Genomic DNA, 22,070 nt, shown 5'->3' on the forward strand with positions numbered 1-22,070 from the left:
TCACCCGGAGGAACTCCCATGAGCGTTGACACCCAGACCGAGGCCCTGGCCGACGGCATCATCCTGACCGAGGGCGCGGCCAAGAAGGTCTCCGACCTCGCGGCCAGCGAGGGCGAGGAGGGCCTGGCCCTGCGCATCTCCGTGGCCCCCGGCGGCTGCTCGGGCCTGCGCTACCAGCTGGCCCTCGACGACCGCGAGCTCGACGGCGACGTCGAGAAGGAGTGGTACGGCGTCAAGGTCGTCACCGACCGCATGAGCGCCCCCTACCTGGCCGGCGCCACGATCGACTTCGTGGACACCATCCAGCAGCAGGGCTTCACCATCGACAACCCGAACGCCGGTGGCTCCTGCGCCTGTGGGGACAGCTTCCACTGATCGGTGCCGTGACCCTCAGGTCACGGTTGGGACACGTTCGTCCCACGCTTCGACATCCCGTCGCTTCGCAAGAGGCGACGGGATGCTTGTTTGGGTTAGTCTGACGCCGAGCATCGACAGCTCGACCGGGTGCTGCCCTCACGTGGCGCCCGGTCGGACAAGCATCGGAAGGGTGTGACGTGGCTTCGTACCGAACGTCCAGGGCCGCACGACGCATCGCTGGTGCCACCGCCGCCATCGTGGGCGCCGTGGCACTCAGTGGTTGTACCCAGGCAACCATGGAGCAGTGGGGCAGGTGGGGCCTGCCAGAGGCGGCCAGTGACCGCGCCCCCTTCATCGGGAACCTCTGGAACGGTGCGTGGATCGCCTCGATGGTGATCGGCGTCATCGTGTGGGCCCTCATCGGGTGGGCGGTCTTCCGCTACCGCCGCCGCAGCGATGACGAGGTGCCCCGCCAGATCAAGTACAACCTCCCGATGGAGATCATGTACACGCTGGTGCCGTTCCTGATCATCGGCGTGCTGTTCTTCTTCACCGTCCAGGCCCAGAACGGCGTCCTGGCCAAGGAGAGCGACGACGCGGTCCACAAGGTCGACGTCATCGGCCAGAAGTGGTCGTGGAGCTTCAGCTACAAGGAGGCGGACAACCCCGCCGTCGGCGTCGACGCGCACACCGTCGGCACCCTGGAGGAGATCCCGACGCTGGTCATGCCGCTCAACGAGCCGGTGCGCTTCAAGCTCGACTCCGCTGACGTCATCCACTCGTTCTGGATCCCCGACTTCTACTTCAAGCTCGACGTGATCCCGGGTCGCACCAACTCGTTCGACGTCACCGCGACCAAGGAGGGCACGTTCCTCGGCAAGTGCGCCGAGCTCTGCGGCACCTACCACGCGGCCATGGTGTTCTACGTCGAGGTCGTGCCCGTCGAGGAGTACAACGCGCGGATCAAGGAGCTGGCCGAGACCGGTCAGGACACCGCGCCGATCATTCCGCAGTTCCCCCAGACCGGGCCGAAGACGGAGGGCTGATCCCATGACCACCACTGCACGCGTTGACGCGACCGCCGTCCGCCCGGCCCGCAAGGAGAACCTGGGCGCGATCTTCTGGTCGTGGATGACCACGACCGACCACAAGGTCATCGCCAAGCTGTACATCTGGACGGCGCTGTTCTTCTTCGCCTTCGGTGGCCTGCTCGCGCTGGCCATCCGTGCCGAGCTGGCGTTCCCGGGTCTGCAGTACCTGTACTACGAGACCTTCAACCAGTTCTTCACCATGCACGGCACGATCATGCTGCTGATGTTCGCGACGCCGATGTTCGCCGCGTTCGCCAACGCACTCATGCCGCTGCACATCGGCGCCCCCGACGTGTCGTTCCCGCGCCTGAACATGTTCAGCTACTGGCTGTACGTCGGCGGCTCGGTGCTCGCCTGCGCCGGCTTCCTCAGCCCCGACGGCGCCGCCTCCTTCGGGTGGTTCGCGTACGTCCCGCTGTCGGACGCCGTGCACTCCCCGGGTGTCGGTGGCGACCTGTGGCTGGTCGGCCTCTACCTGCTGGGCCTGTCCTCGATCCTGGGTGCCGTGAACTTCATCACGACCATCGTGACGATGCGCGCCCCCGGCATGACGATGTTCCGCATGTCGATGTTCACCTGGAACATCCTCGTCACGTCCATCCTGATCCTGGTCGTCTTCCCGGTGCTGGCCGCCGGCCTGCTGGTGCTGCTGTCCGACCGCGTGCTCGGCACCCACATCCTCGACGCCGCCACCGGTGGCGCCATGCTGTGGCAGCACCTGTTCTGGTTCTTCGGCCACCCCGAGGTCTACGTCCTCGCGCTGCCGTTCTTCGGCATCATCACCGAGATCATCCCCGTGTTCAGCCGCAAGCCGATCTTCGGCTACATCGGCCTGGTCGGCGCCACGCTGGCCATCGGTGCCCTGTCCATCTCGGTGTGGGCGCACCACATGTACGTGACCGGCGCGGTCAACCTGCCGTTCTTCTCGTTCATGACCTTCATGATCGCCGTCCCGACGGGCGTGAAGTTCTTCAACTGGATCGGCACGATGTGGAACGGCTCGGTCAGGCTCGACAGCCCGATGCTGTGGGCCGTCGGCTTCCTGACCACGTTCCTCTTCGGTGGCCTGACGGGCGTCATCCTCGCCTCCCCGCCGCTGGACTTCCAGGTGTCCGACACCTACTTCGTGGTCGCGCACTTCCACTACGTGCTGTTCGGCACCGTCGTGTTCTCGATGTTCGCCGGCTTCTACTTCTGGTGGCCGAAGTGGTACGGCTACATGCTGGACGAGAAGCTCGCCAAGCTGCACTTCTGGCTCGTGTTCGCCGGCTTCCACCTGACCTTCCTCGTGCAGCACTGGCTGGGCATCGAGGGCATGCAGCGTCGTATCGCCGACTACCTCCCGGGTGAGGACTTCACCTTCCTCAACCAGGTCTCGACCGTCGGTTCGTTCCTGCTGGGCATCTCGATGCTGCCGTTCCTGTGGAACGTCTACAAGAGCCACAAGAACGCCCCGCGCGTGACGGTGGACGACCCGTGGGGCTGGGGACGCTCGCTGGAGTGGGCGACCTCCTGCCCGCCGCCGCGGCACAACTTCACCAAGCTGCCGCGCATCCGCAGCGAGGCTCCCGCCTTCGACCTGCACCACCCTGAGATCTCCGGCATGGGCCCGCACCCGGTCAACCCGCTGCAGGAGGCCATCGTCGCCGAGGAGTCCGAGGCCAACGAGGAGAACGCCCGATGAAGACCGAAGCGAAGCTCTTCCTGTTCCTGGTCATCTTCTTCGCGATCGTGGCACCGGTGTACGCCTTCATGACGTGGGACTCGGTGGCCGGTCACCCCGAGCCGATCGGCACGACGGTCCTGATCCTGACGCTCCTGTTCTCGGCGATGGTCTGGGGCCTGCTCTTCCTGACCGGCCGCTCCACGGGGCCCCGCCCCGAGGACCGCGCCGACAGCGAGATCATCGAGGGCGCCGGTGCGCTGGGCTTCTTCCCGCCCACCTCGATCGTCCCCTTCTGGTCGACCGTGGCCATCATGGTCATCCTGCTGGGCCCGGTGTTCGGCTGGTGGCTGACCCTGCTGGGCATCGGCATCGGCATCTGGGTCGTCTGCGGCTGGGCGTACGAGTTCTACGTCGGCGACTACAAGCACTGAGCCACCCGGCTCGCAAGACGCCTCAGGCGGCCCTCAGGGGCCGCCTGAGGCGTTTCTGTGTGGAACCGGGCCGGAAGGTCGACACTCACCCTCCCGACGCCTGAGGGGCCGAATCTGGCCTCTGGCGTGTCAGGAGGGTGAGTGTCGAGACGGGTCGGGTCGGGCGGGGGTCACCAACTGCTGTGCAGCGGGCGCCCCTCCTCGTAGCCAGAGCGGCTCTGGACGCCGATCGTGGCCCGGGCGTGGAAGTCCGGCAGCGTGCGGGCCCCGGCGTAGGTGCACGAGGAGCGCACGCCCGAGGTGATGAAGTCGATCAGGTCCTCCACGCCGGGGCGGGCCGGGTCGAGGTACATGCGCGAGCTGGAGATGCCCTCCTCGAACAGGCCCGCGCGGGCGCGCTCGAAGAACGACTGCTGCTGCGTGCGGGCGCGCACGGCGCGCGCGGACGCCATGCCGAACGACTCCTTGTAGGCCCGGCCGTTGGGGTCGTGCAGCAGGGGGCCGGTGGACTCGTGCGTGCCGGCGAACCAGGAGCCGATCATGACCGCCCCGGCCCCGGCCGCGAGGGCGAGCGCGACGTCGCGGGGGTGGCGGACGCCGCCGTCGGCCCAGATGGCCTTGCCCACGTCGGCGGCCGCCTCGGCACAGTCCATGACGGCCGAGAACTGCGGACGCCCCACGCCGGTCTGCATGCGGGTGGTGCACATGGCGCCGGGCCCGACCCCGACCTTCACGATGTCGGCGCCGGCCTCGATCAGGTCCAGCGTCCCCTCGCCCGTGACGACGTTGCCGCCGACCAGCGGCACCCGGACGCCGGTGGCCGCCTGGTGCGCGTCCCGGATCTCCCGGACCGCCACGATGGTCTCGAGCATGCGGTCCTGGTGGCCGTGCGCGGTGTCCATGACCAGCACGTCGGCGCCCTGCTCGAGCAGGAGCCGCGCCCGGTCCGCCGCCTCGCGGGAGATGCCGACCGCCGCGCCGATGGCGAGCCGGCCCTGGGCGTCGGTGGCGGGGGAGTAGATCGCCGACCGCATGGCGCCCTTGGTGGTGAGCACGCCGACCAGGTCGCCCGCCTCGTCGACGGCGATGGCGATCTTGCGGCGGGTCTCGGTGAGCGTGTCGAACACCTCGCCCGGGGTGGCCGTCGCCGGCACCAGCGTGAGGTCGGTCGTCATCACCTCGTGCACCGGCACGAACCGGTCGACGCCCGACGCCTCCGAGACCGACACCAGGCCGACCGGACGCCGACCCTCGAGCACCACCGCGACGCCGTGGGCGCGCTTGGCCACGAGGGGCAGCGCGTCGGCCACGATCGTGTCGGGTGTGATCGTGATCGGGGTGTCGAAGACCGGGTGGCCGCCCTTCACGCGCGCGATGGCCGTGGAGGCCGCGGCGCGGGACAGGTCCTGGGGGATGATCGCGATCGCCCCGCGGCGCGCGACCGTCTCGGCCATGCGGCGGCCGGAGATCGCGGTCATGTTCGCCACCACCAGCGGGGTGGGCAGGGACAGGCCGTCGGTGGAGGTGAGGTCGACGTCCATGCGGGAGCGGACCGACGAACGCGTCGGCGACATGAAGACGTCGTCGTAGGTCAGGTCGAACTCGGGCTTGCCAGTGGTGAAACGCACCGCGCCATGCTACCGACGCCACACCCACGGCGTGGTGGTGCCCACCGCGACGAGGCCCGCCCGCTCCAGGATCGGCCGGGAGGTCGGCAGGCAGTCGCTGTGCAGCAGCCGGACGCCGTGGGCCCGGGCATACCGCGCGCGGGCGGCCGTGAGTGCCCGGTAGACGCCCCGATGCCGCCACGCGGGGTCCACGGCCCCTCCCCAGAGCCCGGCGAAGGGGGTCCCGGGCACGACCTCCAGCCGTCCGGTCCCGACGAGGACGCCGTCGGCCTCGGCCAGCCACAGCGTGGTGTCCCCGTCGGCACCCGCGCGCCGGACCGTGACCGGCCCCGCGGACTCGCCGAGGGCGAGGTCGACGGGCCCGACCATGAGGGTCTCCTCCGGGCCGGGCACCAGGCCGTGCGCGCGCAGCAGGGGAGCGAGCCCGGGCAGGTCGTGGCCCCTGGTCTTCCACTCGAACTCGACCACGTCGGTGGCCGCGAAGTGGGCGATCGTGCGGGCCACCAGGGCAGGCAGGTCGGCCCCTGGCGCCAGGGGCCGATGGGTGACGAAGCCGGTGTCGCTGAAGCGCCCGCGGTAGAGGGGGCCGTCGGTGGCGACGTCCGTTGCCCCGGCGAGCTCGACCGGCCCGCGCAGGTGCTCGTCGTAGGCACCCAAGAGGGTGGCGGCGTCCTGTCCCACGGGGGTCAGGCTAGTGGGCCCGGAACGGCGAAGGGCCCCCTCCCGTGGGAGGGGGCCCTTCGTGGTCAGGCCACTCAGTGGATCTGCTTGGGCTCGTCCTCGTGGTGGTGGGAGGCGGCGATCTCGTCACGCGTGGGCTTGACGATGTCGTCACCGGTGTACCAGGCGGACAGGCGGGCGCGGAGGCCGCTGACCTTGTTCGGGTCGCTGGTCTTGACGCCGTGCTCGTCGTGGGACGGGGTCTCCTCCAGCGGCGGGTACTGCCGGTGCTGGGTGAGCGTGAACGCCTCGTCGTCGGAGATCGGCACGTGCGGCTCGGAGTAGCCGCCGGCCGGGCTCCGGACGATGATGCCGGACTCGGACCCGTGGAGGACGCGCTCACGGTCGGCGCGCTGCAGCGACAGGCACAGGCGCTTGGTGATGATGAACGCGATCACGGGGCCGACGAAGACCGCAACGCGGAGGAAGTAGGTCACGGCATTCAGCGAGACGTTGAACTGCGTCGCGATGATGTCGTTGCCACCGCCAGCCCACATGAGGCCGTAGAAGGTCATGCCGGCCACGCCGAGCGCGGTGCGCGTGGGCGCGTTGCGCGGGCGGTCGAGGATGTGGTGCGGGCGCTTGTCGCCGGTCAGCCACGCCTCGACGAAGGGCCACACCGCGAGGGCGGTGTAGAAGATGCCCATCAGGACGGCGAACGGCAGGAAGATGTTCCAGGACCACGTGGTGCCCCCCCAGTGCGACTCCCAGCCCGGCATGATGCGGACCGCGCCCTCGACCCAGCCCATGTACCAGTCGGGCTGCGAGCCGGCGGTGACCTGGGCGGGGTTGTACGGGCCGTAGAGCCAGACCTGGTTGATCGACATCGTGGCGCCCATGAGGACCAGCACGCCGAACACGATGAAGAAGAAGCCGCCGGCCTTGGCCATGTAGACGGGGAACAGCGGGTAGCCGACCACGTTGTTCTCGGTGCGGCCGGGGCCGGGGAACTGGGTGTGCTTGTGGTACACGACCAGCGCCATGTGCGCCGAGATCAGGCCGAGGAGGATCGCCGGCAGCAGCAGGATGTGCGCCATGTAGAAGCGGGCGATGATCATGTCGCCGGGGTACTCGCCACCGAAGACGAAGAACTCGATCCAGGTGCCCACCAGCGGGATGGAGCGGATCGCGCCGTCGGTGAACCGGAGGCCGGTGCCGGACAGCAGGTCGTCGGGCAGGGAGTAACCGGTCATGCCGGCGATCATGCCGAGGCTGAGCAGGACGACACCGATGAGCCAGTTGAGCTCACGCGGCTTGCGGAACGCACCGGTGAAGAACACGCGGAGCATGTGCGCGGTCATGGCGGCCATGAAGAGGATGGCGCCCCAGTGGTGGATCTGGCGGACCAGCATGCCACCGCGGACGTCGAAGCTGATCTGCAGCGTCGACTCGAACGCCTGGCTCATGTGCAGGCCGCGCATGAGCTCGTAGCTGCCCTGGTACTCGATCTCGGCCATCGACGGACGGAACCAGATCGTCAGGAAGATGCCCGTGAGCAGCAGGACGATGAAGCTGTACAGGGCGATCTCGCCCAGCAGGAACGACCAGTGGTCGGGGAAGACCTTGCGCAGCGCGGCCTTGCCGAGCTTGGCCAGGCCGATGCGCTCGTCGAGCCACGTGGCCGGGGCGGGCATGGTCTTGAGGGCGCCACCCTGGTCGGGGGTACGGGTCTGGAGGACCTCGCCCTCCGCTGCGATGCCAGTGGGCTTGGCCATCACTCGTCACCGTCCTTGTAGTCGTTGCGCGAGTCGCGCTCGAAGTAGCTGGGGCCGACCGGCACCGTGAAGTCGCTCTGGGCGACGAGGTAACCCTCGGCGTCCACCTTCAGCGGCAGCTGGGGCAACGCGCGGGCGGCGGGGCCGAAGACCACGACGCCGGAGTTGCCCAGGTCGAACGTCGACTGGTGGCAGGGGCACAGCAGGTGGTGCGTCTGCTGCTCCCACAGCGAGATCGGGCAACCGACGTGGGTGCAGATCTTGCTGTAGGCCAGGATGCCGCCGACGTGCCAGTCCTTGCGGGACTCGGGGATCTTGATCGTGTTCGGGTCCATGCGGACCACGACCAGCGGCGTCTTGGACTTCATGTTCATGTAGTCCTTGCCGTGCAGGTCCCAGAGGTTCTCGGGCTCGGCGTTGACCAGCTGGCCGATCTCGATGTCGGAGGCCTTCAGGGGCAGGCGGTTGGCGTCGTTGACGACGCGGACGCCGTCGGCCCAGACGGTCTTCTCGATGGTCTCGCGGCGGACGGCCGCGGTCGGCCAGGGACCGAGGTCGGCCAGCGTCACCAGCGCCGGCACGGCGAGGATGCCGAGCGCGCCGCCGAGCGAGGTGACCAGCAGGCCACGGCGATGGACGCCCGCGTCGGCGATGCCCGCGTTGAGCTTCTCGACGAACGCGTCCTTCTCTTCGTCGGTGGACGCGGCGGCGTGCCGTTCCTCCGCGATCTCGGTGTCGTTCATCAACTGGCGCGACCAGTGGATGGCGCCGACACCGATGAGCAGGACGGCGAGGCCGCCCGTGAGGCCGAGCAGCAAGGTGTGCACGTGCCAGTTGACGCCCAGGAGGTTGGCCGTCGCGTGGCGCGGGACCGCGAAGTAGATCACCACGAAGGCGATCGCCAGCAGCGGGACCAGCCCGAAGATGCCCACGACCTGCTTGTAGGCGCGGTCGGCGGCCTTCGCGTCGACGTCGGTGTAACGCTCGGCGTGGTGCTCGATGCCCGGGTTGGGGATCGGGTGCAGCAGGGCGTCGTCCTCGGTCGTGGCGAGGGAAGTGGAGTGTTCAGGCGTCATTTCGCGCGTGCTCCCGTCGAAGCGATCCAGGTGGCGATCAGGCAGAGGCCGCCGATGCCGATGACCCAGCCGGCGAAGCCCTCGGTCACCGGGCCGAGGCCGCCGAGCGAGAAGCCGGAGGACGGCTGCTCCTCGATGCCCTTGAGGTAGCCGATGATGGCGGCGACGTCCTCGTCGGGGATGGCCCCGGCGGAGAAGACCGGCATCTGCTGGGGGCCGGTGCGCATGGCCTCGTAGATGTGAAGCGGCTCGACGCCGTGCAGTGCGGGGGCGTACTTGCCGTTGGGCAGGGCGCCGCCGTTGGCCGCGGCTTGGTGGCAGGCCGAGCAGTTGGTGCGGAAGAGCTCGCCGCCCCTGGCGATGTCCTCATCGGTCAGCGCGCTGTAGTCGTACGCCGAGCTGTTGGGGATGTCGGGGCCGGGGCCGAGGGTGTGCACGTAGCGGGCGATGTTGTTGATCTCCTCGGCGGTGTACTGCACCACCTTGCGGGGAGCCTGCGCACCGGGCTTCGCCATCGGCATGCGGTTCGTCGCCATTTGGAACTCGACCGCGGCGGCGCCGACGCCGACCAGGGACGGACCCTGGGTGGTGCCTTCACCGTTGAGGCCGTGGCACGAGGAGCACGTCACCTGGAACAGTGCCTTGCCCTCGGCGACCTGGGCGGACATGCCCGTGTCGGCGGCCACTTGGGTGGCGGGGGAGAGGGCGGCGTACAGCGCTCCCATGAGGAAGAGCGCGAGCACCAGCGAGAGGGGACGTGCCGCCCTGTGCCGCCTTCTGGAGGATCCGAGTCGCATCGATGCGCCTTTCGAAGTCGGGGACAGGTCAGCGGATGAGGTAGATCACCGCGAAGAGGATGATCCACACGATGTCGACGAAGTGCCAGTAGTACGACGTCACGATCGCGTGGACCCGCTGCTCATGGGTGAACGTGCGTGCCAGGTAGGTGCGCCCGATCATGAGCAGGAAGGCGATGAGGCCACCGAGCACGTGCAGGCCGTGGAAGCCGGTGGCGAGGTAGAACGCCGAGGTGTAGGCGTTGGTCTGGAGCACGAAGCCCTCGGAGGTCAGGAGGAAGTACTCGTAGGCCTGGCCGCCGATGAAGAAGGCTCCCATGATGAAGGTGAGGATGTACCACTCGCGCATGCCCCACGACGCCGGGTTGAGGATGCTGCCGGTGCGGGAGACGTAGCCCTTCTCCGCACGGAACACGCCGATCTGGCAGGTGATGGAGCTCAGCACCAGGATCGTCGTGTTGATCAGCGAGAACCACGGCAGGTTGATGCCGAACCAGTCCTGCATGAAGTGGGACGTGCCCCACTCCCACATCGTCGGCTCACCGGCCACCGCCATGGCGGTGGTGTGGTTGCGGAGGTTGAAGTACGCCGCGAACAACGCTGCGAAGAACATGAGTTCGCTGGCAAGCCAGATCACCGTGCCGACGGCCAGCATGTCCGGCTTGCCCTTGACGCCGTGGAGGCGTGCAGGGGCAATCGGGTGGATGGCACCGTGAGGGATGACCGGGACCGCGCTCGACTTCGATGTATTCGCCACGGGCGTCATTATTACCGGGGAACCTTCTCCGGGTCACGTCGGCCCGAGCCCCGGTGCACAAAAGGTGTCCGTTCGTTACCTGCCCGTGACCGTTTCGCGTCGGGATGGGCTGCCGTGCGCGTGTCCCGCACCGGGGCTACGATGACGGGACCGACCTTCTACAAGTGAGGACCCGATGAGCGAAGTCGCACCCGCCGGCAAGGCGACCATCCTGGTCTACTCCGACGACAGGAGCACGCGCGGCCAGGTGCGCGTGGCGTTGGGCCGCCGTGTCGCGGCCGACCTGCCCGAGATCGAGGTCGTCGAGTGCGCGACCCACCAGGCCGTCAGCCGGACGCTGGCCGCCGGTGGCATCGACCTGGTCATCATGGACGGCGAGGCCGTCCCGGCCGGCGGCATCGGCCTGTGCCGCCAGGTGAAGGACGAGGTCGCCAACTGCCCGCCCGTCGTGCTGCTGGTCGCCCGCGTCGCCGACGCGTGGCTCGCCACATGGTCGAGGGCGGAGGCCGTGGTCCCGTACCCGATCGACCCCGTGCGCCTGCCCACCTCGGTCGCCGACGTCCTGCGCACCCGTCTGGCCAGCGAGGCGAACGCCCGGTGACCCGGACCTGGCCCGACCTGCTCACCTCCCTCGTCACCGGTCAGGACCTCGATCGCGACGGCACGTCGTGGGCCATGGGCGAGATCCTGTCCGGTGCCGCGACGCCGGTGCAGGTCGCCGGGTTCATGGTCGCCCTCCAGGCGAAGGGCGCGACCCCCGACGAACTCAACGGACTGGTGTCGGCCATGCTCGCCAACGCCCGGCCGATCAGCCTCCCGAGCCGTGAGGCCGTCGACATCGTCGGCACCGGCGGCGACCGCGCCAACACCGTCAACGTCTCGACCATGGCCGCGCTGGTCGCCACCGCCGCCGGGGCGAAGGTCGTCAAGCACGGCAACCGCGCCGCCTCGTCGGCCTGCGGCACCGCCGACTGCCTCGAGGAACTGGGCGTCGTCCTCGACCTCGACCCCGCGGTCCAGGGGCGCGTGTTCGACGAGGCCGGCATCGTGTTCCTCTTCGCCTCCCACTACCACCCGTCCCTGCGGCACGCCGCCGTCCCCCGGCGCGAGCTGGGGATCCGGACGACCTTCAACTTCCTCGGCCCGCTGGCCAACCCGGCCCGCCCCCTGGCCCAGGCCATCGGGGTCGCCGACCTGCAGATGGCCGAGCTCGTCGCCTCGGTGCTCGCCGACCGCGGCAACCGCGGGCTGGTGTTCCACGGCGGCGACGGGCTGGACGAGCTGACGACCACCACCACGAGCGACGTGTGGGTGGTCGGCGGTGGTCGCGTGGTCAGGACCACGCTCGACCCGCTCGACCTCGGCATCCCGCGCACCACCAAGGACTCGCTCGTCGGCGGGGGGCCGCCCCACAACGCGCAGGTCGTCCGCGACACCTTCGCCGGGCAGCCCGGCCCTGTCCGCGACATCGTGCTGCTCAACGCCGCCGCCGCGATCCTCGCCTTCGAGGGCCCCGACCCGGACGCCGACCTCGCCGGCCAGCTGGTCGGGCCCCTGGAGCGGGCCGCCGCCGCTGTGGACAGCGGTGCCGCGACCGCGGTGCTCGAGCGCTGGGTCGCCCTGACCCGCGACCTGGCCGCCTGACCCCGCCGGGGTCACCCGGCGACGGCGCGGAGGGCCAGGGCCAGGAACGGTCCGGCCAGCAGGCCCGGCCCGTAGGGGAAGGCCCCGCGGCCGCCCGCCAGACGGTGCACGACGCCGACCAGCGCGCTCGCGGCGGTGCCGAGCACGAGCGAGGTGACCACCAGCTCCACCGAGTGGAGGGCCGTCACCGCGCCGATGTTCGCGGCCAGCCGGACGTCCCCGTAGCCGAACGCGCCGGTCAACCTCCACAGCAGGTGGAACAGCCCGCCCAGGCAGGCGGCGCCGACAGCCGAGGCGAGCAGGGGCGTCCACGCGTCGGCGGAGACGGCCACCACCCCGGCGCCCATCGCCGCCACGGCCCAGCCCGCGCGGGCGAGCGGCAGGGGCAGCCAGGTGGTGCGGGCGTCGATCCCGACGGCGACCACTCCCACGGTGCACAGGGACGCCCAGGCGAGCCAGTGCGGCCACGGCAGGACCGCCGTCGCCAGCAGGCCGGCGGCCAGCGCCACCGCCCCCACCGTGAGGACGAAGGCGGGGGTCGCCAGGTCGGCGTACGGGGGCTTGCCGTCCGCGTCCTCGGCCCGCGGCTCGGGCAGGGCGCGCAGGACCGGGACGGTCAGGACGACCGTGAGCAGGGCGCCGGCGAGCGCCGTGGCGGGGGTGGGCCAGAGCACCGGGCCAGCCTAGGCGGCGCGCGTCGCTCGCCGCAGGAACGCCCGGTCGGCGGTCTCGGCGGCGACGCGGGCGCGCAGGGCGATGTCGGCGGGCACGCTCGCGGGCGTGCCGTCGGCCAGCCGGGCGACCAGGTCGGGCGAGCAGGCCAGCACCCGCGCGACCCGGGTGACGGGAACCCCGCGGGCCACGAGTTCGGCCACGCGGTTGCTGGCCGGGCCCGCGGCCACCCACACGCTGCGGAGCCGGGACAGCTCGACGGGGTCGATCGCCAGCAGGCGCTGGGCCAGCGCCCGCGGCAGCTTGCGCAGGCGCCGCGTGCCGGGCACGCCCACCAGGCGCTCGGCCGCGCGCAGCGGCACGTGGGCGTGCGCGGCGACCATCGCCCAGGGCACGCCGCTCGACGCGGACAGGTGGAGCAGGTGGGCGGCGAAGGGTGCGGCGTCGACCCACAGCGACGGGTCGACCGGGGTGACGGGACGGGACATGGGGCCTCCTGGGGGGAACTGCTACCCAGAAGGCCCGCGCGTGCGCCCGATTGTGAGCGGCCGGCGGGGACGAGATCCCGGAGACGACGAACGGGGCGCGACCGTGGTGGTCGCGCCCCGTCCGGGTCGGGTGGTGCGGGTGCCTCAGCGCTGGGCCTTGGTGAAGCCGGCCGCCTCGGCGGCCTCCTCACTGTTGAACCAGACGTCGGCGATCGTGCGCTCGTACCCGGCGTTCCCCTTGACGTGGAACTTCATCGAGCGCTCGTTGCCCTTGATGACGAAGCCCTCCGGCGGCTCGGACCCGACATAGGACCCGTCCCCGTGAGGGCTAGGAACGAAAGGGTCAGCATCGCCCTCCGCGGCCTTCTCGACGTCGTCGGCGTCGTCGGCGTCGGCCGCGACCGGCTCGTCGCTGGGCAGCGGCTGGCCGCCGTCCTCGATCCACTGCTCGGCGGCGTCGACCTCGGTCTCCTCGTCGGCGGCGGCGGTGGCCAGGTCGTCGACGATCTTCTGCGGGGTCGTGGGGACGTACGGCTGGCTCGGCTCGTGGGCCTGCCACCCGGAGTCGTCGGGGGCCAGGAACTTCTTGATCGCGAAGGCGATCACGGCGAGCAGGCCACCGGCCAGGAGGACCTGACCGACCGTGGACCAGGCGGACTTCTTCTTCGCCGGGGCCGGCACCTGCGGCAGGTCGACCTTGGCGATGTCGTCGGCCGCGCTGTGCAGCATGTCGCTCAGCGCCGGCAGGAAGCCGTACTGGACCTTGCTGCGCGCGCCGTCGAGCTTCGGGGCGAAGCGGGCGTAGGCGTCGTCGACAGCGGGGGTGACGCGGTCCAGGACCTCGTCGAGCTTGGGCTGGACGGCGTCCATGGCGTCGGCCGCGATGCGGGCGCCCTTCTTCTTGACGTCCTTGGCGAGCGGACCGATGCGGTCGCTGGCCTCCCTGTAGGCGTCCTGGGCGCGCGGGGCCAGGTACTCCTGGGCCTGCTGCAGGTAGGCGCTCGCCTGGGCGAGGGCCTCCTTGCCGAGGTCGGTCGCGGCGTGGGTGGTGTCACCGACGGCGCGTTCGAACTGCTTCCGGTTCACGGTTTCCTCCGTAACGGTTGGGTTGTTCGCGTGATCGCGTGCGTCCACCGTACCCAAGGGACCCTCACCGCAACAGGACGAACGACGGGTAACCTTGGCCGGGCATGTGCGCTCTTCTGCGCTCCATCGATCGAAAGGAAGCACCGTGGCCCAGCAGGCGACGCTTCACACCAACCACGGCGACATCGTCATCAACCTGTTCCCGGAGCAGGCGCCGAAGACCGTCGAGAACTTCGTCGGCCTGGCGACCGGCACCAAGGAGTACCGCCACCCCGAGACGGGCGCGGCCACCACGGGCAACTTCTACGACGGCCTGACGTTCCACCGCATCATCGACGGCTTCATGATCCAGGGTGGCTGCCCGCTGGGCACCGGCACCGGTGGCCCCGGCTACCGCTTCGGTGACGAGTTCCACCCCGACCTGGCCTTCAACAAGCCCTACCTGCTGGCCATGGCGAACGCCGGCCCCGGCACGAACGGCTCGCAGTTCTTCATCACGGTCACCCAGACCCCGCACCTGAACTTCCGCCACACGATCTTCGGCGAGGTGGCCGACCAGGCCAGCCGCGACGTCGTGGACGCGATCGCCAAGGTCCGCACCGGCCGTGGCGACCGCCCGGTCGACCCGGTCGTGATGGAGTCGGTCGAGGTCACCGAGGGCTGATCCACCCGGCGCCCGCGCCGACACCACTCTCCTGACACCGGGGACGCGTCACGTCGCGTCCCCGGTGTCAGTTTCTGCCCATGGGGTGTCAGTCGCCCAGGGAGAAGGCGGCCTCGAGGTCGTGGGTCGAGTACGCCCGGAATGCCAGGTGGGTCTGGGTGCCGGTGACGCCCAGGACCTTGTTGATCCGCCCCGTCACGACGTCGGCGATCGCCTCGACGTCGCGGGTGCGCACCACCGCGATCAGGTCGACGTCGCCGGTCACCGAGTAGACCTCGGTGACGCTGTCCAGCGCGGCGACCTCCTCGGCCACCTCGCTCACCTGGTCGACGGCCGTGGTGATGAAGACGATGGCGGTGTTCATGGGGCCACACTAGCGAGTGCGTGCCGGGGCAGGTCCTCGATGCGGATCGACCCGTGCAGCGGCCAGGCCCAGTCGCCCTGCACCTCCATGATCCGGACGCCGGGGCTCTCCAGCCACGCGGCGATCCGTTCCGCCTCCTCCACCGTCCCTGCCGGCTGGCCCGGCAGCGGGGCGGGGACGTGCTCGGCCGCGCGCACGGCGTCCCGCGCGACCGCCTGGGGCACCTCGCCGGGCCGCGCCAGGGCGGCCGCCGCGAGCCGTGCGTGGCGGACGACGTGGATCTCCCACCCCTCGTCGGACCGCCTGGCCGCCACGAGCTCGGGGCAGGCTGCCAGCGCCTCGATGCGCCGCGCCCGGGTCGAGGCCCGGACGAACGACTCGAGCCGTGCGGTCAGGCGCTGGGCCTCCTCGAACCGCTCCTGCGCGATCAGGGCCGCCAGCCTGGCCCGGGGCCCCGACAGCACCCCGCGCACGTCGACGGTGAGGCAGGTGCGCACCGCCTCCACCACGTCGGCGTAGGCGGCGCGGCCGGTGGTGCCGTCACAGGGGGAGAGGCACTTGCCGAGCTCGCCGAGCGCGCAGCTGCCCGACGGCCGCCGCTCCGAGAGCCGCGCGGTGCACTGTCGGATCGGGAACGCCTCGTAGACCGCCAGCATCGTCTGCTCGGCCGCCTCGCGCCGGGAGAACGGCCCGAAGTAGGTCGCGCCGTCGTCGGCGACCTGGCGGACGATCGACAGCCGCGGGAACGCCTCGTCGGTGAGCTTCAGCCACTGCTGGCGCTCGGGGAACTTCGAGCGCCGGTTGTACCGCGGAGCGTGGGCCGCGATCAGGCGCAGCTCGAGCACCTCGGCCTCGAGCGGCGTGCGGCACACGGTCGTCTCGACGCCGGTGCTGATGCGCACCATCTCCTCCATCCGCGGTCGCTTCTCGGCGGCGGTGAAGTAGCTGCGCACGCGGTTGCGCAGGTTCACGCTCTTGCCGACGTAGAGCACCTGCCGCCGGGTCACGCCGTCGCGGTCGGGCAGGTCGGCGACGAACCGGTAGACGCCGGGGGCGGCCGGGACGTCGGACGCCATCGTGCGCTTGGCGCGCCGCTCGGGGGAGACCCCACGGGTGAACTCCAGCAGGTCCTCCAGCGTGTGGACGCCGAGGTTGCCGATGCGCTCCAACAATCCGTGGAGCACGTGGACGGTGGCGCGGGCGTCGGTCAGCGCCCGGTGGTTGGGCGCCTCGGGGGAGCGGAAGTGGCGCGCGAGGGTGGCCAGCTTCACGTTGGGCACCTCGTCGCGCATCAGGACGCCGCGGGCCAGCCCCACCGTGTCGACGACCGGGAAGCCGGGCCACGCGAGCCCCTGTGCGGCGCACGCCCGCTTGAGGAAGCCCACGTCGAAGCCGGCGTTGTGCGCCACCAGCACCGCGTCGCGGGCGAACTCCAGGAACGGCGGCACGACCTGGTCCAGGCGCGGGGCGTCGGCGACCATCGCGTCGGTGATGCCGGTGAGCACCTGGATCAGGGGCGGGATGTGCGTGCAGGGGTTCACCAGCGTCTGGAACTCGCCCACCACCTCGCCACTCTGTACCCGCACCGCACCGACCTCGGTGATCGTGGCGTCGGGGCCGGCGCCGGTCGTCTCGAGGTCGACGACCACGAACGCCGTGGTCGCCAGGTGGCGGCCCAGGTCGTCGAAGCTGGGCTGCACCGGGTGGGGGACAGGGCTGGTTGTCATGGCCCCGGACCCTAGGTCCCGGCTCCGACAATTGAACGATCGGAACGCATGTGCGCATTTTGTCAGACCCGCCTGCGAGCGTGGCGGCATGGACACGCAGGTGATGGAGTACACGTCGTGCACGCGGCTCAGCGCCGACGAGCGGGCGGCGTTGGATTTGCTGGTCGGGGCCGGCCTGATGGCGCCCCCGAGGGCGGTGGGGTCACGCCGTGTGCGCGGCCGCCACCCGTTCGATGAACTGCAGGGAGGTCTTGACGATGAGGTTGGCGTCGTGATCCAGGGTCGCCACGTGGTAGCTGTTCGCCAGGCGCACCTCGGTGATGTCGTCCGAGGAGACCAGGCGCAGCACGGTGTCTGACGACGAGCCGGGCACCACGTTGTCGACCTCCGAGCGGAACAGCGCGATCGGGCAGGTGACGAGGTCCAGGCACGAGCGCACGTCGGCCCACAGCTTGTGCAGCTCGTGCACCCCGGCCACCGGCGTCATGTCGTAGGCGCCCTCGTCGACGCCCTCCTTGGCGATGTCGTTGCCGATGGAGGGGGTGGCGGGCACGAGGTACTTCAGCACGCCGGCGAACCTCGCCAGCGGGTCGACCGCGCCGAGCGCGGGGTTGACCAGCAGCAGGCCGGCGACGTCGGTGTGGTGCTGGGCCAGACGCAGGGTCAGCGAGCCGCCCATCGACAGCCCGGCCACGAAGACCGTGTCGCAGGTCTCGCGCAGGCTGCGGTACTCGGCGTCCACGGCGTCGTACCAGTCGCGCCAGCTGGTGACGTTGAGCTCCTGCCACACCGTGGCGTGCCCCGGCAGCACGGGCAGCGACACGGTGTACCCGGCCTCGGCCGTCTGCTCGGCCCAACCGCGCAGCGAGGCGGGGCTGCCGGTGAAGCCGTGGCAGAACAGGACGCCCACGGGTCCGCCGGGTGCGTGGAACGGGGCCATCTGGTCCGGGAGTGCCATGGCGTCATCGTACGGGGCCGGGCACTAGGCTGGCGCGGCAGGAGGTCAGCAATGAGTTGGTACGGGTTCTTCAAGGTGCCCTTCACGCAGTTCGTCAAGCACGGCTACAAGGCGACGATCACGGGAGCCGAGAACATCCCGGCGACGGGTCCGGTCATCCTGGCCAGCAACCACGTCTCGTACGCCGACACCTTCCTGACCCCCGCCCTCATCAAGCGCCAGGTGACGCTGCCGGTCAAGGCCGAGGCGTTCCGCCGCGACCAGGGCTTCACGTGGTCGGTCATCGCATGGTTCCTCAGGGCCGTCGGCATGGTGCCGCTCGACCGCAGCGGAGGGCGCGCCGCGCTCGACGGGCTCGGCCCGGTCATCGAGGCCCTCGAGCAGGGCCGCGTGGTCGGCATCTACCCCGAGGGCACCCGCTCGCCCGACGGCCGCCTCTACCAGGGCAAGACCGGCGTGGCACGCCTCGCGCTGTCCACGGGGGCACCCGTGGTCCCGGTCGGCATCCTGGACGCCGACATCGCCGGCACGAAGTTCGGCATCCCGTGGGTCGAGCGCCCCCGCATCATCGTCGGCGAGCCCCTCGACTTCTCGGTCTGGAAGGGCATGCAGGACGACCGGGCGATGGGCCGCTGGGTGACCGACGAGGTCATGGCCGCCATCCAGAAGCTGACCGGCCAGACCTACGTGCAGGCCTACGCCGCCTCGGTGAAGTCGGGGTCGATGGACGCCGCCGAGGCGGACCGCCGCGTCCGGGAGCGCCCGGGTGGTGGGCCCCCGCCGAAGGAGCCCACGGGCGGACTATCCTGACCCGGTGTCGACGACGATCCCTGCCCTGACCGAACTCCACGCGCGCGGTGCGGCCCAGCAGCCGACCTATCCCGACGCCGCGGAACTCGCGACGGTCGTGTCCGAGCTGCGCCAGCGCCCGCCGTTGGTCTTCGCGGGTGAGGCCGACGCCCTCAAGTCCCGCATCGCCGACGTCGCCGCCGGCCGCGCGTTCATGCTCCAGGCGGGGGACTGCGCCGAGACGTTCGGCAACGTCACCGCGGTCAACATCCGCAACGCCCTGCGCGTGCAGCTGTCGATGGCTGTCGTCCTCCAGTACGCCGCCCAGGTGCCGGTGGTGAAGGTCGGCCGCATCGCCGGCCAGTACGCCAAGCCGCGCAGCAGCGACGACGAGACCCGCGACGGCGTGACCCTGCCGTCCTACCGCGGGGACGCCGTGAACGGCCTCGACTTCACCCCCGAGGCCCGCGCCCACGACCCCCGCCGCCTGCAGGAGGTCTACAACTCCTCGGCGGCGACGCTGAACCTGGTCCGCGCGTTCGTCAACGGCGGGTTCGCCGACCTGCGCACGGTGCACACCTGGAACACCGACTTCGTCCGCAACTCCCGGGTCGAGGCCAAGTACGAGGCCCTGTCGGAGGAGATCGAGCGCGCGATGGGCTTCATGGTCGCCTGCGGCGTGCCCGACGACGCCTTCCGGACGGTCAACTACTGGGCCTCTCACGAGGCCCTGCTGATGGAGTACGAGCACGCGCTCACCCGCATCGACTCCCGCACCGGCCTGGCCTACGGCACTTCGGGCCACCTGCTGTGGATCGGCGAGCGCACCCGCCAGCTCGACGGCGCCCACGTGGAGCTGCTCAGCAAGCTGCGCAACCCGATCGGCATCAAGCTCGGCCCGAGCGTCACGCCCGACGACGTCCGCGCCTTGGTCGAGAAGCTCGACCCCGACCTCGAGCCCGGACGCCTCACGCTCATCACCCGCATGGGGGCGGGCAAGGTCCGCGACGCGCTGCCGCCGATCGTCGAGGCCGTCGAGAACACCGGCCGCAAGGTCGCGTGGGTGTGCGACCCGATGCACGGCAACACCTACTCCACGGCCAAGGGCCACAAGACCCGCGCGTTCCCGGTGATCTGGGACGAGGTCGACGGCTTCTTCGACGTCCACGCCGAGCTGGGGACGTGGCCCGGCGGCGTCCACATCGAGCTGACCGGCAACGACGTCACCGAGTGCGTGGGCGGCGTCGACGAACTCGACGAGGACACCCTCTTCGACCGCTACGAGACCGCCTGCGACCCCCGCCTGAACCGCAACCAGGGCATCGAGCTGGCGTTCTACCTCGCCGAGCGCCTCCGCGAGGACATCCGCCGGCGCGGCTACAACCCCGTGCAGGACTTCGAGCCGCAGGAGATGTGATGATCGACCTCCGCTCCGACACGCTCACCCAGCCGTCGGAGGCGATGCGCGCGGCCATGGCCGCCGCACCGGTGGGCGACGACGTCTACGCCGAGGACCCGACGATCGGTGAGCTCGAGCAGCGCGTCGCCGAGCTGCTCGGCCACGAGGCGGGCCTGTTCTGCGCCACCGGCTCGCTGGCGAACGTGCTCGGCGTCGCGCAGCACGTGCGCCCCGGGCAGGAGGTGCTGTGCGACTCGGGCGCGCACATCGCCCGCGCCGAGATGGGCGCGCACGGGGCGCTGACCGGCGTCACCATGCGCACCTGGGTGACGCACGACGGCAGGACCGAGCCCGAGCTCGTCGAGGAGCTGCTGGCCCCCGACGCCGGCCCGTACCTGGTGTCGACCGCCTGCGTCGCGATCGAGAACACCCACAACTTCGGCGGCGGCACGGTGCAGCCCCTGGACGCCCTCACGCAGACCAGCGCGCTGTGCCGGGACGCCGGCGTCCGGCTGCACCTGGACGGCGCCCGGCTGTGGAACGCCCACGTCGCCACCGGCACCCCGCTCGCCGACTACGGCACCCTCTTCGACACGGTCAGCGTCTGCTTCAGCAAGGGGCTGGGCGCACCGGTCGGCTCGGTGCTGGTCGGATCGGCCGAGGCGATGGCGAACGCCCGCGTGCTGCGCAAGCGGCTCGGCGGGGGCTGGCGCCAGGCCGGCCTGCTCGCCGCCGGCTGCCTGTACGCGCTCGACCACCACGTCGAACGGCTGGCCGACGACCACGCAGCCGCCTCGGCGTTCGCCGCCGCGGTCACGGCCGGGTCGTCCGTGACCCTGGCCGATCCGGAGACCAACATCGTCGTCGTCCCGACCGGGTCGCTCCCGGCCACGGAGGTGGTGGCGCGGGCCGCAGCCCGCGGCGTCCGGGTGTCGACGGTGGGGGCGCGCGTGGTGCGCGCGGCGACCCACCTCGACGTCACGACCGCGCAGTGCGCCGACGCCGGGGCGATCCTCGCCGAGGTGCTTCAGGCCTGAGCGGCGGCCGCCTGCGTGGCCAGGGCCTCGTCGAGCACCGCCCGGTTGCCCGGCCGCACGACGCGCGCGACCTCGACGCCGTCGTGCAGGAACACCAGCGTCGGCCACAGCTTCACCCGGTAGGAGCGGCCCAGGGGGCGCCCCTTGCCGTCCTCGACCCGGATGCGGCGCACCTGCGGCTGCTCGGCCAGCGCCGGCTCGATGAACCGGGACGCCGCGATGCAGTAGCCGCACCAGTCCGTGCCGAACTCGACCACGACCGGCCCGGTGGTCGCGTCGACCTCGTCGCGGGTCAGCTGCTCTTCCTCGTATCCCGTAGCCATGCGCACAGCCTAGGCTGGCCGCCATGAAGATCACGCACCTCGGACACGCGGCCGTCCTCCTCGAGGTGGCGGACCGGCGGGTCCTGTTCGACCCGGGCAACTTCTCCGACCGCTGGCACGCGCTCACCGACCTCGACGCGATCGTCGTCACCCACCTGCACCCCGACCACGTCGACCCCGAGCACGTCGGCGCGCTGCTCGCGGCCAACCCCTACGCCCAGGTCTGGGTCGAGCCCGGCGTTCTGGACGCCGTGGACCTCGGCGACCGCGGCCACGGGATCGCCGAGGACGAGTCGGTCGAGCTCGGCGGCGTCCGCATCGACGCGGTCGGCGGGCTGCACGCGGTGATCCACCGCGACATCCCGCGCATCGGCAACGTCGGGCTGGTCGTCACCGCCGAGGGGGAGCCCACGTTCTTCCACCCCGGCGACTCCCTCGACACGGCGCCGGCGGGTGTCGACGTGGTCGCGGTCCCGGTGATGGGGCCGTGGGCGGCGATGAAGGAGCACATCGACTTCCTGCGTGAGCTCGGGGCGGGGCAGGGCTTCGGCATCCACGAGGCGCTGCTGTCCGAGCGCGGCTGGAAGCTGTCCCACGGCCGGTACAACGAGATGACCCCCACCACCGTCCACGACCTGCGCGCGGGCACGCCGTGGGAGCCCACCGCCTGAGGGTGGTAGG

The 22,070-nt window shown here is 70.9% G+C and carries 24 protein-coding genes; 11 read left to right on the forward strand and 13 right to left on the reverse strand.

Features of this window, described 5'->3' with window-relative positions:
- The first annotated feature begins 18 nt into the window (after positions 1-18).
- The 4 genes from H5397_RS01590 to H5397_RS01605 all read left to right on the forward strand — a co-directional run bounded on the left by H5397_RS01590 (position 19) and on the right by H5397_RS01605 (position 3,545).
- The gene (locus tag H5397_RS01590) at positions 19-375 is read left to right on the forward strand and encodes an iron-sulfur cluster assembly accessory protein (RefSeq protein WP_182814542.1); all 357 of its coding nucleotides are present in this window, start codon (positions 19-21) and stop codon (positions 373-375) included.
- 278 nt (positions 376-653) lie between these two features.
- On the forward strand, positions 654-1,403 hold the full coding sequence (gene coxB, locus H5397_RS01595) for a cytochrome c oxidase subunit II (RefSeq protein WP_182814543.1): 750 nt from the start codon (positions 654-656) through the stop codon (positions 1,401-1,403).
- A 4-nt stretch (positions 1,404-1,407) separates the two neighbouring features.
- Positions 1,408-3,132, forward strand: a complete 1,725-nt coding sequence (gene ctaD, locus H5397_RS01600) for a cytochrome c oxidase subunit I (RefSeq protein WP_182814544.1) — start codon at positions 1,408-1,410, stop codon at positions 3,130-3,132.
- The gene (locus H5397_RS01605; RefSeq protein WP_182814545.1) at positions 3,129-3,545 is read left to right on the forward strand and encodes a cytochrome c oxidase subunit 4; all 417 of its coding nucleotides are present in this window, start codon (positions 3,129-3,131) and stop codon (positions 3,543-3,545) included. Before ctaD ends, H5397_RS01605 begins: the two co-directional genes overlap by 4 nt.
- A 170-nt stretch (positions 3,546-3,715) precedes the next feature.
- On the opposite strand, the gene H5397_RS01610 is transcribed toward H5397_RS01605, so the two are convergent.
- The 6 genes from H5397_RS01610 to H5397_RS01635 form a co-directional block, all read right to left on the reverse strand.
- Positions 3,716-5,173 carry a GuaB1 family IMP dehydrogenase-related protein gene (locus H5397_RS01610; protein WP_182814546.1) on the reverse strand — a complete coding sequence of 486 codons (1,458 nt, stop codon included), beginning with the start codon at positions 5,171-5,173 and terminating at the stop codon, positions 3,716-3,718.
- Between the two features lie 9 nt (positions 5,174-5,182).
- Positions 5,183-5,854, reverse strand: a complete 672-nt coding sequence (locus H5397_RS01615) for a GNAT family N-acetyltransferase (RefSeq protein WP_309224246.1) — start codon at positions 5,852-5,854, stop codon at positions 5,183-5,185.
- Between the two features lie 74 nt (positions 5,855-5,928).
- Complete coding sequence (locus H5397_RS01620) at positions 5,929-7,608, reverse strand: ubiquinol-cytochrome c reductase cytochrome b subunit (protein WP_182814547.1); 1,680 nt, start codon at positions 7,606-7,608, stop codon at positions 5,929-5,931.
- Complete coding sequence (locus H5397_RS01625; RefSeq protein WP_375539330.1) at positions 7,608-8,684, reverse strand: Rieske 2Fe-2S domain-containing protein; 1,077 nt, start codon at positions 8,682-8,684, stop codon at positions 7,608-7,610. The genes H5397_RS01620 and H5397_RS01625 overlap by 1 nt, the downstream gene beginning before the upstream one ends.
- Positions 8,681-9,481 carry a c-type cytochrome gene (locus H5397_RS01630; RefSeq protein ID WP_182814548.1) on the reverse strand — a complete coding sequence of 267 codons (801 nt, stop codon included), beginning with the start codon at positions 9,479-9,481 and terminating at the stop codon, positions 8,681-8,683. Before H5397_RS01630 ends, H5397_RS01625 begins: the two co-directional genes overlap by 4 nt.
- A 28-nt stretch (positions 9,482-9,509) precedes the next feature.
- Complete coding sequence (locus H5397_RS01635) at positions 9,510-10,136, reverse strand: heme-copper oxidase subunit III (RefSeq protein ID WP_220491910.1); 627 nt, start codon at positions 10,134-10,136, stop codon at positions 9,510-9,512.
- A gap of 277 nt (positions 10,137-10,413) precedes the next feature.
- Here H5397_RS01635 and H5397_RS01640 point away from each other — a divergent pair, with 277 nt between their 5' ends.
- Together H5397_RS01640 and trpD are read left to right on the forward strand one after the other, a co-directional pair.
- On the forward strand, positions 10,414-10,839 hold the full coding sequence (locus H5397_RS01640) for a response regulator transcription factor (protein ID WP_182814550.1): 426 nt from the start codon (positions 10,414-10,416) through the stop codon (positions 10,837-10,839).
- Positions 10,836-11,882: an anthranilate phosphoribosyltransferase gene (gene trpD, locus H5397_RS01645; RefSeq protein ID WP_309224247.1), complete on the forward strand. Its 1,047-nt coding sequence runs from the start codon at positions 10,836-10,838 to the stop codon at positions 11,880-11,882. Before H5397_RS01640 ends, trpD begins: the two co-directional genes overlap by 4 nt.
- An 11-nt stretch (positions 11,883-11,893) precedes the next feature.
- On the opposite strand, the gene H5397_RS01650 is transcribed toward trpD, so the two are convergent.
- The 3 genes from H5397_RS01650 to H5397_RS18705 all read right to left on the reverse strand — a co-directional run bounded on the left by H5397_RS01650 (position 11,894) and on the right by H5397_RS18705 (position 14,128).
- Positions 11,894-12,556 (reverse strand): prepilin peptidase, encoded by a 663-nt coding sequence (locus H5397_RS01650; RefSeq protein ID WP_182814552.1) that lies wholly within the window; start codon positions 12,554-12,556, stop codon positions 11,894-11,896.
- A 9-nt stretch (positions 12,557-12,565) separates the two neighbouring features.
- The gene (locus H5397_RS01655; protein ID WP_182814553.1) at positions 12,566-13,042 is read right to left on the reverse strand and encodes a hypothetical protein; all 477 of its coding nucleotides are present in this window, start codon (positions 13,040-13,042) and stop codon (positions 12,566-12,568) included.
- Between the two features lie 144 nt (positions 13,043-13,186).
- Complete coding sequence (locus H5397_RS18705; RefSeq protein WP_182814554.1) at positions 13,187-14,128, reverse strand: hypothetical protein; 942 nt, start codon at positions 14,126-14,128, stop codon at positions 13,187-13,189.
- 145 nt (positions 14,129-14,273) lie between these two features.
- Here H5397_RS18705 and H5397_RS01665 point away from each other — a divergent pair, with 145 nt between their 5' ends.
- Complete coding sequence (locus H5397_RS01665) at positions 14,274-14,792, forward strand: peptidylprolyl isomerase (protein WP_182814555.1); 519 nt, start codon at positions 14,274-14,276, stop codon at positions 14,790-14,792.
- Positions 14,793-14,880: 88 nt separating this feature from the next.
- On the opposite strand, the gene H5397_RS01670 is transcribed toward H5397_RS01665, so the two are convergent.
- From H5397_RS01670 to H5397_RS01680, 3 genes are all read right to left on the reverse strand, one after another.
- A complete protein-coding gene (locus H5397_RS01670) occupies positions 14,881-15,156 on the reverse strand; it encodes an Lrp/AsnC family transcriptional regulator (protein WP_182814556.1) in 276 nt (91 codons plus the stop codon).
- Positions 15,153-16,883 carry a DEDD exonuclease domain-containing protein gene (locus H5397_RS01675; protein ID WP_182814557.1) on the reverse strand — a complete coding sequence of 577 codons (1,731 nt, stop codon included), beginning with the start codon at positions 16,881-16,883 and terminating at the stop codon, positions 15,153-15,155. Before H5397_RS01675 ends, H5397_RS01670 begins: the two co-directional genes overlap by 4 nt.
- 202 nt (positions 16,884-17,085) lie before the next feature.
- The gene (locus H5397_RS01680; protein ID WP_182814558.1) at positions 17,086-17,841 is read right to left on the reverse strand and encodes a carboxylesterase; all 756 of its coding nucleotides are present in this window, start codon (positions 17,839-17,841) and stop codon (positions 17,086-17,088) included.
- Positions 17,842-17,892: 51 nt separating this feature from the next.
- Here H5397_RS01680 and H5397_RS01685 point away from each other — a divergent pair, with 51 nt between their 5' ends.
- From H5397_RS01685 to H5397_RS01695, 3 genes are read left to right on the forward strand one after another with little or no spacing between them, the layout of a single operon-like run.
- Positions 17,893-18,651: a 1-acyl-sn-glycerol-3-phosphate acyltransferase gene (locus H5397_RS01685; protein ID WP_182814559.1), complete on the forward strand. Its 759-nt coding sequence runs from the start codon at positions 17,893-17,895 to the stop codon at positions 18,649-18,651.
- Positions 18,652-18,655: 4 nt separating this feature from the next.
- The gene (locus tag H5397_RS01690; protein WP_182814560.1) at positions 18,656-20,047 is read left to right on the forward strand and encodes a class II 3-deoxy-7-phosphoheptulonate synthase; all 1,392 of its coding nucleotides are present in this window, start codon (positions 18,656-18,658) and stop codon (positions 20,045-20,047) included.
- Entirely contained in the window at positions 20,047-21,066 is a 1,020-nt protein-coding gene (locus tag H5397_RS01695; protein WP_182814561.1) for a low specificity L-threonine aldolase, read from the forward strand. The genes H5397_RS01690 and H5397_RS01695 overlap by 1 nt, the downstream gene beginning before the upstream one ends.
- Here H5397_RS01695 and H5397_RS01700 read toward each other — a convergent pair.
- Entirely contained in the window at positions 21,057-21,389 is a 333-nt protein-coding gene (locus tag H5397_RS01700) for a thioredoxin family protein (RefSeq protein ID WP_182814562.1), read from the reverse strand. The two genes, H5397_RS01695 and H5397_RS01700, sit on opposite strands and share 10 nt — an antisense overlap.
- Before the next feature lie 23 nt (positions 21,390-21,412).
- Between H5397_RS01700 and H5397_RS01705 the strand changes: the two genes are divergently transcribed.
- Positions 21,413-22,060: an MBL fold metallo-hydrolase gene (locus H5397_RS01705; protein ID WP_182814563.1), complete on the forward strand. Its 648-nt coding sequence runs from the start codon at positions 21,413-21,415 to the stop codon at positions 22,058-22,060.
- Positions 22,061-22,070: the final 10 nt, after the last annotated feature.

Source organism: Propioniciclava sp. MC1683, assembly GCF_014164675.1.
In the GTDB taxonomy this organism is placed as follows: domain Bacteria; phylum Actinomycetota; class Actinomycetes; order Propionibacteriales; family Propionibacteriaceae; genus Propioniciclava.

What these genes read in the sequence shown, in the direction of transcription:
- H5397_RS01620 (WP_182814547.1), bottom strand. Translation starts at nt 7,608, where the DNA reads ATGGCCAAGCCCACTGGCATCGCAGCGGAGGGCGAGGTCCTCCAGACC.
- H5397_RS01705 (WP_182814563.1), top strand. Translation starts at nt 21,413, where the DNA reads ATGAAGATCACGCACCTCGGACACGCGGCCGTCCTCCTCGAGGTGGCG.
- H5397_RS01635 (WP_220491910.1), bottom strand. Translation starts at nt 10,136, where the DNA reads ATGCTGGCCGTCGGCACGGTGATCTGGCTTGCCAGCGAACTCATGTTC.
- H5397_RS01685 (WP_182814559.1), top strand. Translation starts at nt 17,893, where the DNA reads ATGAGTTGGTACGGGTTCTTCAAGGTGCCCTTCACGCAGTTCGTCAAG.
- H5397_RS01675 (WP_182814557.1), bottom strand. Translation starts at nt 16,883, where the DNA reads ATGACAACCAGCCCTGTCCCCCACCCGGTGCAGCCCAGCTTCGACGAC.
- H5397_RS01680 (WP_182814558.1), bottom strand. Translation starts at nt 17,841, where the DNA reads ATGGCACTCCCGGACCAGATGGCCCCGTTCCACGCACCCGGCGGACCC.
- H5397_RS01590 (WP_182814542.1), top strand. Translation starts at nt 19, where the DNA reads ATGAGCGTTGACACCCAGACCGAGGCCCTGGCCGACGGCATCATCCTG.
- H5397_RS01700 (WP_182814562.1), bottom strand. Translation starts at nt 21,389, where the DNA reads ATGGCTACGGGATACGAGGAAGAGCAGCTGACCCGCGACGAGGTCGAC.
- H5397_RS01655 (WP_182814553.1), bottom strand. Translation starts at nt 13,042, where the DNA reads ATGTCCCGTCCCGTCACCCCGGTCGACCCGTCGCTGTGGGTCGACGCC.
- coxB (WP_182814543.1), top strand. Translation starts at nt 654, where the DNA reads ATGGAGCAGTGGGGCAGGTGGGGCCTGCCAGAGGCGGCCAGTGACCGC.
- H5397_RS01695 (WP_182814561.1), top strand. Translation starts at nt 20,047, where the DNA reads ATGATCGACCTCCGCTCCGACACGCTCACCCAGCCGTCGGAGGCGATG.
- H5397_RS01605 (WP_182814545.1), top strand. Translation starts at nt 3,129, where the DNA reads ATGAAGACCGAAGCGAAGCTCTTCCTGTTCCTGGTCATCTTCTTCGCG.
- H5397_RS01670 (WP_182814556.1), bottom strand. Translation starts at nt 15,156, where the DNA reads ATGAACACCGCCATCGTCTTCATCACCACGGCCGTCGACCAGGTGAGC.
- H5397_RS01630 (WP_182814548.1), bottom strand. Translation starts at nt 9,481, where the DNA reads ATGCGACTCGGATCCTCCAGAAGGCGGCACAGGGCGGCACGTCCCCTC.
- H5397_RS01640 (WP_182814550.1), top strand. Translation starts at nt 10,414, where the DNA reads ATGAGCGAAGTCGCACCCGCCGGCAAGGCGACCATCCTGGTCTACTCC.
- ctaD (WP_182814544.1), top strand. Translation starts at nt 1,408, where the DNA reads ATGACCACCACTGCACGCGTTGACGCGACCGCCGTCCGCCCGGCCCGC.
- H5397_RS01625 (WP_375539330.1), bottom strand. Translation starts at nt 8,684, where the DNA reads ATGACGCCTGAACACTCCACTTCCCTCGCCACGACCGAGGACGACGCC.